This window comes from Sphaerisporangium fuscum, assembly GCF_018531465.1.
Taxonomy (GTDB): Bacteria; Actinomycetota; Actinomycetes; order Streptosporangiales; family Streptosporangiaceae; genus Sphaerisporangium; species Sphaerisporangium fuscum.
This window is the reverse complement of record NZ_JAHDTF010000036.1, coordinates 111899-124094: the sequence shown is the minus strand read 5'-3', so window position 1 is coordinate 124094 and position 12196 is coordinate 111899. Positions and strand designations below refer to the sequence as shown.

Here is a 12196-nt window from a genome sequence, read left to right as displayed (position 1 = left end):
ATCTCCGCGGCGAACGCCTCAAGGCGCTGCCGCACAACCGAAAGCTCATGGGGGGTCATCGCAGCATGAAACTACCCACACCGTCACAGTGGCTCCACGACACGCCGACCTAACAAAGCACTACTAGGAGATTCGAACTCCTGACATCCTGCTTGCGAAGACGCCTGCCGATCTTGCTCCACCAGCAGAACCACAGATCAGCACACTGATCGCGTTCCCCGTGACTCCCCGCTGTTCCCCCTCGTTTCCCGCTCCATCGGGCACGCGACGGGCACGGCGGTACTCTCGTTGAGACGGTCTCCGACATTGCGCCGCGCCTCCCCGCATGGGTACGGCTTGCGTAGGCGATCGGGCACGACGCCGGGGACGCTGGATAGCATCGGAGACCGCCACTGCTCCTAGGGAAGCCAGGCGACCTGGGAACTGCGGATTAGGAGAAGACGATTCGATGAAGCTCCAAGGCTCCGATCTGAGGGTCTGCCGTCCGTGGCCGTTCGCTGGCTTCCGTCGTCGTTCGGGCCCCTTGGCTGTACTCGTGGCTGTACAGCCAAGCGCTTAACCGCATCGCCGCCATCGTTGCGGAGGCAGGGGCTACGGTGAACTTGTGTTTGACCTCATCACCTTTGTCGTCCCTGTGCTAGCCATCTGCTTCTTCGGCTTGTGGCTGGTGCTCCTCATTCGGATATTCAGGCAGCGCCGCGTACTTCGATATACCGATCGGATACGAGCAGAGGAACTCACCGGGCGCGTCCGGCAACTTAAGGTTCACGGGCAAGAGGAGCAAGCGATCCGACTTGTCCGGAACGAGCTCGGGATGCCTGAGAGGAAGGCTCGATCCTGGGTTAAGTCCATCTGAGTCCGGCACGGCCTATGTCGAGGTCAGCGCGAGCAGGAGGGGCACTATATCGGTATCCCCTACCCGTCGAGCTTGCCCAGGCCATCGGCGCCACGATCGCGCCCGATCTCAGCTAGAAGTAACGAATCCCTCTGCCGCTCGACCCGTGCGGTTCCGGTCTCCAGGTCGAGATCCCGCCGGCTATCACACGGGATTGGGGGACCGGGCTTCGGTGGTGGCCGTCGAGCGGAGTGATGATGTCAGGCAGGCATATCACGATTGGTTCCCGTGTCCGCGGTGGGTAATTCCAGCGCTGCCAAGCCGGACCGGACCGCCTTCGATTCCTGGTCGAGCAGACTCCGTGCCCTTGTGCCCCAGTCGGCGGCTATCTGGAAGCTGTCCCCCTCGAAGCGAGGGAACACATGCAGGTGAAAGTGGAAGACCTCCTGAAACGCTGCTTTCCCGTCCGCCAGGAAGACGTTCACGCCCTCACATCGCAAACCAGAGCGCCGCAGAGCTCGGGCCATCCGATGGCCGATCGTCCATACATGCGCACTCGTCTCCTCATCAAGGTCTTCCAACCCAACGGCGTGAACGCGTGGAATGACGAGGAGGTGGCCAGGGGTGACGGCTCCTATGTCCATGATCACCATGACGCGGTCGTCCGCGTAGGGAATGCTCGCCTCACCCTCACCGCGAAGGATCGCGCAGAAGACGCAGTCCGATACGCCAAGGTTGCCCATGGCCAACATGGTGACAGCGAGCGGCATTCACAGCGAATGATTTGGCTTGAGCAACCAGGTATGCGCGCGGGCCGCACCTCCAGCCGTGAAACCCTCGCTGAGCCCGCCGTGAGTCCTGTCATGGGCAGATAAGCCGTTACCGTTCCTGTTGTGGTGCCACTGCGCCAGAGGCGTTCGACAAGCCGGCACTTCCCCTCTCTACGAGCATCTCCCGGCCGGCCAGGCAGAACAAGACTGTTTCTTTGGTCTGTACAGCTGCCAGGCTGCAACCGTGAACGCTAGGGGTAGTGAGATCTCGGATCCGTTCGGTACTTTGCGCAGCGCCCTATGGATCGGAGGTGGCCAATGGGCCGGAAAATCCACCGTCGCCAGGCTGCTGGCCATCCGATACGGGCTGACCGCGTACCACTACGACTATCACGACGCGCGTGCACACGATGACCGTCGGGTCGCACGCCGAGCGCGACGTGGCGAGCCGATCGCAGACCCCGATCCGGACAGCGTCTGGGTGAACACCAGCCCTCAACAGATGGCTGACGAGACCCTGGCCGGCTTCCGCACGCGGTTCGAGTGGGCTTTGGACGATCTGCGCGGCCTGGTATCGGGGCGGCCCGTCATCGCCGAAGGCTGGGGGCTGCGTCCCGAACTGGTCGCCCCCATCATCGACTCATCCCGTCGAATGATCGTGATGGTGCCGAGCGAGGAATTCCGTGAGCGTCAGCTCCGTGAACTGTCGCGTGCCGCCGCCGTCGGTCACGCGGTCAGCGACCCCGATCGAGCACAGCGCAACCGACTCGCCCGAGACCGCCTCGTCGCGGGCGAGGCCGCCCGCTCCGCTCGTCGCCTGGGCATACGAGTCCTTGAGGTTGATGGGCACGACGATGCGGAGGCCGTGGCGGACATCGTGGCCGACCATTTCAGCTCCTATCTGCCGCTGTCGAACGTCCACAGGCCTTGACCATGCGGCTGACCGCCTCGGCCGTACGCAGAGGCGGTGCCTCCGCGTCCGGCCGAAGCGGTCTTCGACGACACCCAGGAGATCACGGACACTGGCGAGCGCTCCTGCGCCGCGTGCACGAGCTGGTGTCAGCCGAGCGCGCGGTTGACGGCGGCGACGTACTTGTAGAAGGCCGGGGTGCGGTTGGCCGGGTTCTCCACCCAGGCCCTGGTCAGCTTGCCGTCGGCGAAGAAACGCATGCGCTGGCCCTTGCTGATCTCCAGTTGCACGCCCATGCCGCGCTTGTTCTTGTTGGCGATGTTGCGTGGGCTCGTGCCGTCGATCCTGTCGGGGACCGTGTCGGCGACCGTGAACCCGGCCTTCTTCAGGGCGGCGATGATCTTGGCGGCCAGCTTGGTGTCTCGGCCGCCCACGTAGGTCGTCGCCTCGCTGCCCGCGGCGGCGTGCCAGGAGACGGTGTAGTCGACCGCGCCGACCAGCTTGAGTGCGCGGGGCTCGTCGAAGTGGGTCGCGGTGATGTGGAGCCGGTCGTTGCCGTCGGGCTTGATACCGGCGAAGGAGTAGAAGGCCTGCGTTTTGCCCGCCGCGTAGTCGGCCAGCTGGGTGGTCGGTGACTCGATCGCGCCGCCGTGGATGGCGATGTGCGCCACGGTGGCCCCCTTGGGGAGGCGCCACATGCGCAGGTAGTCCCGGCCCTCGACCTCGTTCGCGGCAAGGGTCGCGTAGTCGGGGTAGACGTCGGCGACCTCGGCGTGGGCGGTGTGCGGGACGGTCAGGGGGAGGAGCAGGAAAAGCAGGCTTGCGGCGACTGTCTTTCGCATGACGCCTATCGTGTCATTGGTTCGTGCCGTTCTCGGCTTCCCGGCGTGGCAGATGCCACGTGTCCAAGGTGCCGACCTGGGCGAAAGCACAGATGAAGTCGTTCTTCACCTGGGTACGCCACAACGTTTTTTGTCGGTTCTACGTGACAGGCTAGGCCGGTTGTACAAGATCGTATGTTGGGGGAACACATGGCCACCTGGCGTGAAGTCGCCGAATCGGCACCGGAGTTCGCCGCCCAGGTCCGGGAGTCGTTCGAGTCGCACAAGCACAAGACCATCGCGACACTTCGCAAGGACGGCTCACCGCGCGTCAGCGGCATCGAGGCCTACGTCATCGGCGACGATCTGTGGTTCGGATCGATGCCCGGCGCCCTGAAGGCTCGCGACCTGAAGCGTGACCCACGCTTCGCTCTGCACGGCCCTCCGGTTCTCCTTGGCGCCGACGATTCGGCCGCCTCATCCGGTGACACCAAGCTGTCCGGGTACGCGGTCGAGATCACCGACCGGGACCAGATCGGGCCGATGTTGGTTGCGCGCGGCTTTGGTCCCGATGCCTTCAGCGAGTCCCATTTCTTCAAGGCCGACATCCGCGAGGTCGTACTGACGCAGTTCGAGGCGTCTGTCATGGTGATCGACCTTTGGCGTCCCGGCCAGGGACTTCACCGCCTCAAGCCGTAGCCACGGTCGGCACTGAGGTTCGCTGTGCCGCCGGCCATGCCCTCCCCGCAAGGTGACTGCTCTTGGCACTCCGGCGAGGGCACTCCGGCTCCGGGGGATCGGCCATTTCGGCGAGCGGTCATACGGCGAGGGCGCCGCCGACGAAGGTCCGTTCCTGCGGGGACGCCACGAGTTCGACCATGGTGCCGGTGCGGAGTTCCTCGCCGAGGACGCGCGTGATCGCGTCGGTGAGGGCGGCGCCGAGGCGCGCGGTGATCTGGGCGGCGTCGGGGCGGTCGAAGACGCCGGCGCGGACGCCCAGAGTCACCGAGACGTTCGTGTCCACGGCCGTGCCGCCCTGCGCGAAGCGGCCTGCGGGGACTCCGGCCAGGCGGATGCTCACGAGGTCGCGGGCCCAGTCGCCGTAGACGCCGACGATCGCCTCGGTCAGGGCGGTGACGAGCTTGGCTTCACTACCGGTCAGCCTGTTCTCTGGAAGGTGGACGGTCAGGTGCGGCACAGTGGACCTCGTTTCCTTTAACTTCAAAGGCTTTGAAATCAAAGGTATTGGGAGATCTCGCCGATGTCCATCGAATCGGACGGTCCGGCCGTCGACGAGGCCGTCCGTACCCTGCTGCTGCTCATGCCACGGCTCGTCGGCCGCGCCAAGCGCCTGCCCATCCCTCCAGCGCTCCAGGGCCTGGATCTCGCGCCGCGGCATCTCGCGCTGCTGGCCCACCTGGAGTACGACGGTCCTGCCAGCGTCAACGAGCTCGCCGCCCGGCTGGAGGTGGCCCCGACGACCGTCAGCCTCATGGTGAGTGAGCTGTCGCGGCCGGGCGTCCTGGAACGCACCGCCGATCCCGCCGACCGCCGCCGCCGCATCATCGCCATCGCCCCCGCCTACATCGCACCGATCAGCGAATGGCTTTCTGGCAGCGCCTCGGCCTGGGAAAGCGTCATGCGCGACCTCGACCCCGCCGAACGCGCCACGGTCATCACCGCCCTGCGTGCCTACGAGGCCGCCTTGGAGCAGGTGGGCGACCGGCATCGAATCGGTCAGTAGCGCTTTCGTACGGAAATGGTGCGAAACACCGTGACGTTGGGGTGGATCTACTACGGCCTGCCGAAGCGCCGTGCCGACGCCAGCACACTCAGCCCGAACATCAGGACGCCCAGCGGAAGATGGACCGACGGTATGTGCGCGATGCCGAGCACGACCTGGACGGAGGCGAGGACGAGAAAGCCCGACGCGTGCCAGATGGGCCGGGGCGAGCCGCCGCCCGGCTTCCACGCCAGCACCGCCGCGAGCACGTACAGCAGCGACGCCCCCCACATCACGCGGGCTCCGATACTGTGCAGCGTTTCTCCGTAGGACGAGGTCAGCAGCAGTCCGGCCGAGGCCGCTTGAAGGAAGATGGTCAGGGTCTGCAGGGTGATCGCGATCTGCAGAAACGAGAAGCGGCGCTGTGCCGTCGCCTGGGTGGCCATGTCACGGTCCCCTTGTCCGCCCGAAGGCAGTGAATCGGTAAGGTCTCACCAGTCCGACGACGCGGGCCTGCGAAAGGTAAGGCGAGGAGGCGGTCGGGAGCATGGGAATGGCTGGGACGAGCATCGATGAGATAGCCGGCGAGCGGCGCCAACTGATCAATGTCGCCTACCGGTTGCTCGGTTCACTGGCCGAGGCCGAGGACGCCGTACAGGAGGCCTACGCGCGCTGGTACGCGCTGCCACGAAGCCGGCAGGAGGAGATCGTGTCTCCTGGTGCCTGGTTGACGACGGTGACCGGCCGCATCTGCCTGGACGTGCTCGGCTCGGCGCGGGTCCGGCGTGAAAGCTATGTCGGCGCGTGGCTGCCCGAGCCGCTGCCCGACCGCGCCGAGTGGGACCACGGCCATGGCACCGACCCCGCCGACCAGATGGTCCTGGACGAATCGGTGACCATGGCCTTCCTCGTCGTCCTGGAGTCGATGACGCCCGCAGAGCGGGTGGCGTTCGTCCTGCACGACGTCTTCCGTTACCCCTTCGCCGAGATCGCCGGCATCCTCGGCCGGAACCCTGCGGCCTGCAAGCAGCTGGCATCCTCCGCCCGACGGCGGGTGGGCGTCGCGCGTGCTCCCGTGACGGCGGCCGGGCAGACCGACGCGGTGCGGCATGTCAAAGAGGCATGGGAGACGAAGGACATCGCGGCCCTCGTCGACCTCCTCGACCCGGCCGCCGTGATGACCGCCGACGGCGGCGGCATGGTCGGCACCGTCCTGCGCCCGATCGAAGGCGGTTCGCGGATCGCCCAGTACATGGTCGCCATCGCCGACAAGGCTCCGGGGCTCGAACTCCTGGAGCGGTCGGTCAACGGTGTGCCGGGCCTGGTGGCCCAGCGTGCCGGCGTCGTCATGACCGTAGCCGCGTTCGATGTCGCCGACGGCCGCGTCACCCGGATCTGGGTGGTCCGCAATCCGGAGAAGCTGCGACTGTGGGGACGGGCCGGCTAGTACTCCAGCATCAGTTTGTGATCTGAGGCTGTCTTCGCCGGTAGTGGCTGATCTTGGCGGTGTATTGGTGACGGCGGCGCCAGTGGGACCATGCCTGGATTTGATCAAGGTCGGGCGGTTGTGTGATCATGTGTGCCAGTAGACGTCTGACCTCTCCCATGGAGAGGGGGACAAGGCCGTCCCGATCCGTTTCGGCCCGCTGTTTGCCGCAGTGACGGCGAGATAGGCGTGGGCGAGCATGGCCAAGGTGATGTGCCGATACCAGGCCTCGTAACGGCGAACCTGGTACTGGTCCAGGCCAACTTCGGTCTTGGCGCTCTGGAAGCATTCCTCAACGGCCCACCGGCTTCCAGCGACCCGCACCAACTCGCCGATCGTGGTGCCGGCTGGACCGAAGCCGAGGTAGAAGGCCACCTCGTCGGGCTGGGTGATGCTACGGCGGATGAGGATCCACCGCTCATACCCCTCCTCCGGCTCGCGGATGATCGGCAAGGTGGCCATCGCCCAGTCATACAGGCGCGGCCCCTTAGCACCTTGACCGGCCGAGATGCGCTTCCAGGCGGATGCGGGCACCTCGGCGAGCAGGCTGTCGGCGCGAGCCCTGGGCCCCAGCCCGGCGCTGATCGCCTGACTGCGTGGTACCGCCACCACATAGCCGATGCGGTACTGCTCGAGAAAGACGCGGAACTTATAGTCCTGGCCATAGGCCTCATCGGCGGTCACCCAGGCGGCCGGCACCCCCGCCTCGATCGCCCGGGTCAGCATCCGACGCGCCAGCACCTGTTTGGTGGCGAACTCCACCTCGGCCCCGATCCCCGCCTCGGCACACCGGTCGCGATCACCGATCCACGACTTGGGCAGATACAGCTCCCGATCCAAGAACGTCCGTCCCGAGCCGGTGGCATAGGCCAGGAACACCCCTAGCTGACAGTTCTCGATCCGGCCCGCGGTGCCGGAGTACTGACGCTGCACCCCTGCGGACTTGTCACCCTTCTTCACAAACCCGGTCTCGTCCACGATCAGCACACCATCACGCGCACCCAGGTGCTCAACCACATAAGCGCGCAGGTCATCGCGCACCGCGTCGGCGTCCCACCGGGCCGCGTTCAACAGCCGCTGCATGCCCAGCGGATTGGCCTCACCCGCCGCCTCGGCCAGCGTCCACCCGTTCTTGCCCTCGATCGGCGCCAGCAGCCCCCGCACATACGCCCGCGCCCGCCGCCGCGGCTCCGGCCGCCCGAACCGGCTCGCCACCCGCGCGAACAGGTCATCCAACCCCGCCACCCACGCCGCAATGTCCTGATCCATCACAAGACCAGGACCCTAGCTACTAAAGATCACAAACTGATGCTGGAGTACTAGGGCCCGTCTGGCGGATCAGGCCGGCACCGAGGGGGTTCTGGATCAGGACTGTCGGCGCGCCGCGGACGGCGCCCTTCGTGACGGCGAACCGCACCAGTCGGCTCACGAAGGTGCCGCGTCGCGGCCACTCAGTCGAGACAGAATTCGTTGCCCTCGATGTCCTGCATCACGAGGCACGACTCGTTGTCGTCATCGGCAGGCAGTAGCCGCACGCGTACCGCGCCGAGCGCGACCAGTCGTGCGCATTCGCCCTCAAGTGCGGCCAGCCGCTCTTCGCCCACGAGCCCGGTGCCGACCCGTACGTCAAGATGCAGCCGATTCTTGACGATCTTGCCTTCGGGAACGCGCTGGAAGAACAGTCGTGGGCCCACACCTGAGGGATCAATGCACGCGAACGCCGAACCCTGATGCTCAGGCGGCAGCGCGCGAGCGAAATCGTCCCAAGTGGCGAACCCCTCCGGTGGCGGCGGTACGACGTATCCCAGCACCTCGCACCAGAAACGAGCGAGACGCTCAGGATCTGCGCAATCGAAGGTGACCTGGATCTGCTTGACCGATGGCATCGGTCCACCATAGAGGAGGGGTCTTTCGTCGTCTCCGCGGCCCCGTCCCTGGCCAGGTCGTGGCACATGCGGCCGACTCCTGAAGATGAGTGGGACTTGAGCCGTGGCTAGATCGGGAAGTGGCCGCGGCGCCAGTACCAGTGGCGGCCGGCCTTCAGGTGGTCGACGATCGCGCGCTGGAGCACGGTACGGCGCGGCAGCTGATCGAGCGGGGTGGTCAGGGTGCGGAACACGAACCGCAGGACCTCGACGTCGGCGTCCAGCCCCTCCGGCTCCTCGTAGGGCTCCAGCTCGAACCTTCGCTGGAACCGGACGATGTTGGAGTCCTCGGGCAGGTACTCCAGCAGCTGCGGGTCGAGCAGCCAGGAGCCGCAGGAGAACGACGTATAGCGCTCGTCGGGAAAGTGGCGTGGGAAGAACGCGCGGGCCTCGTCGAGCGACGCCGTGATCGCCTCCGGCGCCATCGGCCCCGCCTCGGGGATGTGCAGGCTGATGGCGGTGCCGCCGCGCTGGTGCTGCAACCGGCCCAGCTCGTAGATGCCGCCGCGCGCGTGCAGCGTCAGCCAGCTCTGCATGACCGGCCAGCCCTCGCGGTGCATCCGCCGGTCGATCGCGAGGTTGCGGCCCAGGTCCTTGAGGGTCGTCCACGACACGGCGTCGGCGATGCCGTGGTCGCGGTGGTACTCCCTGACTACGTCGATCAGGGCCAGGTACACGTACACGTAGAGATGCCGCCAGGCGGGGCTTCGTTCGCGCGGCAGCTCCGGACCGGGCGACAGCCAGCCGTGGCCCCCGAGATCGGCGCGGACCAGGGCGATCGAGCGGTCGAGCAGCCAGCGCAGCTCCGGAGTCCACAGTGGAGAGTCGGCGTCGGGCCAGCCCGCCATGATCTCGGCGGCGTCGTCCGGCGGCACCGCGAGCCGGTCGAGGATCGCGGGCGCGTCGGCCTTGGCGGGCAGCGGAGCCGACGGCCGGTCGCCGGCGAGCCGGTGCACGCGGTCGATGTCCTCGACCGGTACCCCGAGCCGGGCGGCGGTGGCATCCAGATCCACGCGGACGACCCTACCGGCCGGTGGGCGTCTTCCACAGCCCGTACCGTTCGGGCAGATCCCGCCACGACGACCCGGTCCGCTGCACCCAACAGCGATACGAGGCGATGTACGTAGGCCGTGGGTCGCGCCGCAAGGGCGATCCAGAGGCGTTCAGCGTGGCCGTCGCACAGTGTGATCTTGGGGTGCTCTTTTGTGGTGGGATATGTCCATGGAGCGGATAAGGCAGCTGATGGGCGAGATACTGGTCTACTGTTTTGTGGTCGTCCTGCTCACCGGCGGTTTCCTGGCGTTCTTCTACACACCCGGAAACGAAGTTGTTTCCTACAGCGGCTCCTATGAACCGCTGCGGGGCACCCCCATGAGCGTCGCCTACGCCTCGATCCTGCACATCAGTCTCGACGTGCGGTCAGGGCTGTATATGCGGCAACTGCACTACAGTTCTTCGACCCTGCTCGTCATCGGGACCGTTGTCTGGGCGCTGCTCGGTCGTTTCCGGTTCGCGCTCGCGGTGCTGGGCCTGGGTGTGCTCGGCGCGCTCTCCGGTTTCGGAGTCACCGACGACTCGCTGAGCGACACCGTCCTGGGACGCCTGCCCACCCTCTGGTGGTACGGCCTGCACCTGCTGTCGGCTCTGGCCGTGGGCGCCACGCTGGTGACCTCGTCACGACGAGAGGCGGCCCGGCAGCCCAGAACGCTTCCTTTGGTGGTCATGAGCCTCGGTCTCACCTTCCTGGCCATATTCGGGTTCTGACGGGCCGCCGTCCCTCGTCGCGCCCAGTCGCCCCGCTGCTCCGCAGCCGCCGCGCGCCAGTGCTGCTGTGATGTGTCGTCAGGTCGTACTGGATCGGCACAACCTTCTGAGATCGGCGAGGTCCGTGTTGATATCCGCGATCACCTGGTTGGGATCGCCGCCGGTCATGCCGGTCAAGCGGAAGTTCAGTTCCTGGAATTCGGCGGCCAGCCGACTGATCGTCGCTCCCACGACTCCTTGCGCGTCGAGGACCGCGCTCATCAGGTCGAGGTATGTCTGGTGGGCAGCGGCTGCCTGGCTGCTGCGGCTGGTGCCGGCGTTCCGGCGGTACGCGGTCAGTGCCGTCGCCGTCTCGTCGCAGCCGCCGGGCCGGACCGCTGACAGCTGTGGAGGGGAGAACGGGTCCGCTCGCGTGGGGCTTGGGGGCGTGTTGGACTCGCGCGAGCGCCTCGGGGTGGGCCGGGTGGTGACCGGATCTGGTGATGACCGCCGCGGGGTCGGCGTGGTGTCCACCTCGTCGGGCTGAGGCTCCGGAGGCGGGGTCGAGGTCGGGGTGGCGACCTCGTCATCGGGCTGAGGCTGTGAAGGTGGGGTGGAGGTCGGGGTGGTGACCACCGCGTCGGGCTGGGGCGGCGGAGGAGGGGGCGGCGGCGCCAGGTAGGCGATGAGTGCGACCACGGCGGCGACCGCACCCGCCAGAGCGCTCACTGCCGCCCAGTTCAGGCGTAAGCCTGCTCCTGCGCCCGCCGCGGGCGGCTGCGCTGACCCGTTCTCCGTCATGCCCTCATCGTGGACCGAGCCGCCGAGCTCGGTCCAGGGCGCCTCCTGTTGATCTTCGGGAGGCAAGGGCTCGATCTTGTGGGACCGAGCCCTTGCGGGACGAACGCCGCACTCCTGACCAGGGAGAACGGCGTTCGTGTCGTTGGCTCCCGGAGATCTGGGCGCCGGTTCCGGGCGGGTGTGGGCGGCCGGGTCTACTGTCTGCGCATCAGCAGATGGCCTTGGCGGAACCGCTCCCCTTCCTGGGGGGCGCGCAACGTCCGTCCCACTTCGACGAACTGTTCCTTGCGCGCCAGCTCCGCGAGGTCGTCGATCGGCCACCGGTAGGCCGGTGTCACCTTGTGGTCGAATGCCGTCACCGGCTCGCCCTCGGATTCGAAGAAACCGAGCAGGAGGTAGCCGCCCGGGGCCAGCAGCCGGCGGAACTCGGCGAAGTACGGCGGCAGTTCATGCGGCGGAGTATGGATGATCGAGTACCAGGACAGGATGCCGCCCAGTTGGCCGTCGGCCAGGTCCAAGGCGTCCATCGAACCGACCTGGAAGCGCAGATCCGGGTGGGCCTCGCGGGCGAGGTCGATCATCACGGGTGACAGGTCGACGCCGGAGGCGTCCAGTCCCAGCTTCTGAAGGTGCGCCGTCAGGTGTCCGGGGCCGCAACCGACCTCGAGAACGGGTCCGGCGCCGGCGGTCCGTACGAAGTCGGCGAACGCGGCGAGCGTCGCGCGGTCGAGGGGCTGACCGTCGAGGTAGTTCCGGACGAACTCGGCGTAGCGAACGGCCATGGCGTCGTAGGCCTCCGCCGTCGCTGTCAGATAGGAGGGGGATTCGGTCACGGCGCACGACTGTAGTTCATCGACCGGCGCCGTCGTCCCCGCGACGACACGCGCCCATGGACGACCGGCGCCGTCGTCCCCGTGACGACACGCGCCCATGGACGATGCCTGGTCGACCGGCAGGAAGACCGTCAGGCCGACCCCTCGGCTTCTCGGCGCCGTCGTCGCCGCCCTCCGTCTGCGCGGGCGACCTGAGCGCATGGATGGTTCCGTGTGCGGCTGAGCGTACAGATGGGTGGGGCTGGACCTACTTCAGGGCCGATTCGGTGGGACCAGGGCTCCGCGCGGTGCACAGTGGAGGCATCGAGCCGGACCGGCCGGATCGGCGCACTTCAGGAGCCGTGGGAGC

14 protein-coding genes are annotated in these 12196 nt (G+C 67.0%); 5 read left to right on the top strand and 9 right to left on the bottom strand.

The annotated features are described in order from the left end of the window. Nucleotides 1-1095 precede the first annotated feature (1095 nt). A complete protein-coding gene (locus KIK05_RS37945) occupies nt 1096-1578 on the bottom strand; it encodes an HIT family protein (protein ID WP_214415699.1) in 483 nt (160 codons plus the stop codon). Nucleotides 1579-1891: 313 nt separating this feature from the next. Between KIK05_RS37945 and KIK05_RS37940 the strand changes: the two genes are divergently transcribed. Beyond that, entirely contained in the window at nt 1892-2536 is a 645-nt protein-coding gene (locus KIK05_RS37940) for a hypothetical protein (RefSeq protein WP_250564101.1), read from the top strand. A gap of 128 nt (nt 2537-2664) precedes the next feature. On the opposite strand, the gene KIK05_RS37935 is transcribed toward KIK05_RS37940, so the two are convergent. Then, the gene (locus KIK05_RS37935; protein ID WP_214415697.1) at nt 2665-3357 is read right to left on the bottom strand and encodes a poly-gamma-glutamate hydrolase family protein; all 693 of its coding nucleotides are present in this window, start codon (nt 3355-3357) and stop codon (nt 2665-2667) included. Between the two features lie 189 nt (nt 3358-3546). Here KIK05_RS37935 and KIK05_RS37930 point away from each other — a divergent pair, with 189 nt between their 5' ends. Next, on the top strand, nt 3547-4035 hold the full coding sequence (locus KIK05_RS37930) for a pyridoxamine 5'-phosphate oxidase family protein (protein WP_214415696.1): 489 nt from the start codon (nt 3547-3549) through the stop codon (nt 4033-4035). Nucleotides 4036-4153: 118 nt separating this feature from the next. Here the strand turns inward: KIK05_RS37930 and KIK05_RS37925 are convergent, their stop codons facing one another. Next, the gene (locus KIK05_RS37925) at nt 4154-4534 is read right to left on the bottom strand and encodes a tautomerase family protein (RefSeq protein ID WP_214415695.1); all 381 of its coding nucleotides are present in this window, start codon (nt 4532-4534) and stop codon (nt 4154-4156) included. A gap of 63 nt (nt 4535-4597) precedes the next feature. Here KIK05_RS37925 and KIK05_RS37920 point away from each other — a divergent pair, with 63 nt between their 5' ends. Continuing rightward, nucleotides 4598-5080 (top strand): MarR family winged helix-turn-helix transcriptional regulator, encoded by a 483-nt coding sequence (locus KIK05_RS37920; protein ID WP_214415694.1) that lies wholly within the window; start codon nt 4598-4600, stop codon nt 5078-5080. A gap of 50 nt (nt 5081-5130) precedes the next feature. Here the strand turns inward: KIK05_RS37920 and KIK05_RS37915 are convergent, their stop codons facing one another. Continuing rightward, nucleotides 5131-5505, bottom strand: a complete 375-nt coding sequence (locus KIK05_RS37915; RefSeq protein ID WP_214415693.1) for a hypothetical protein — start codon at nt 5503-5505, stop codon at nt 5131-5133. A gap of 107 nt (nt 5506-5612) precedes the next feature. On the opposite strand from KIK05_RS37915, the gene sigJ reads away from it, so the two are divergent. Next, nucleotides 5613-6506, top strand: a complete 894-nt coding sequence (gene sigJ / locus KIK05_RS37910; protein WP_250564100.1) for an RNA polymerase sigma factor SigJ — start codon at nt 5613-5615, stop codon at nt 6504-6506. Between the two features lie 126 nt (nt 6507-6632). Here sigJ and KIK05_RS37905 read toward each other — a convergent pair whose 3' ends face one another. From KIK05_RS37905 to KIK05_RS37895, 3 genes are all read right to left on the bottom strand, one after another. Continuing rightward, nucleotides 6633-7814 carry an IS701 family transposase gene (locus KIK05_RS37905; RefSeq protein ID WP_443729133.1) on the bottom strand — a complete coding sequence of 394 codons (1182 nt, stop codon included), beginning with the start codon at nt 7812-7814 and terminating at the stop codon, nt 6633-6635. Nucleotides 7815-7996: 182 nt separating this feature from the next. Next, the gene (locus KIK05_RS37900; protein WP_214415691.1) at nt 7997-8431 is read right to left on the bottom strand and encodes a VOC family protein; all 435 of its coding nucleotides are present in this window, start codon (nt 8429-8431) and stop codon (nt 7997-7999) included. A 107-nt stretch (nt 8432-8538) separates the two neighbouring features. Further along, nucleotides 8539-9483, bottom strand: coding sequence for an acyltransferase domain-containing protein (locus KIK05_RS37895; protein WP_214415690.1), 945 nt, complete (start codon nt 9481-9483; stop codon nt 8539-8541). Nucleotides 9484-9691: 208 nt separating this feature from the next. On the opposite strand from KIK05_RS37895, the gene KIK05_RS37890 reads away from it, so the two are divergent. Continuing rightward, nucleotides 9692-10234 carry a hypothetical protein gene (locus KIK05_RS37890; RefSeq protein WP_214415689.1) on the top strand — a complete coding sequence of 181 codons (543 nt, stop codon included), beginning with the start codon at nt 9692-9694 and terminating at the stop codon, nt 10232-10234. A 78-nt stretch (nt 10235-10312) separates the two neighbouring features. Here KIK05_RS37890 and KIK05_RS37885 read toward each other — a convergent pair whose 3' ends face one another. Together KIK05_RS37885 and KIK05_RS37880 are read right to left on the bottom strand one after the other, a co-directional pair. Beyond that, complete coding sequence (locus KIK05_RS37885; RefSeq protein WP_214415688.1) at nt 10313-10495, bottom strand: hypothetical protein; 183 nt, start codon at nt 10493-10495, stop codon at nt 10313-10315. 713 nt (nt 10496-11208) lie between these two features. Further along, nucleotides 11209-11847, bottom strand: coding sequence for a class I SAM-dependent methyltransferase (locus tag KIK05_RS37880; RefSeq protein ID WP_308250285.1), 639 nt, complete (start codon nt 11845-11847; stop codon nt 11209-11211). Between the last annotated feature and the right edge of the window lie 349 nt (nt 11848-12196).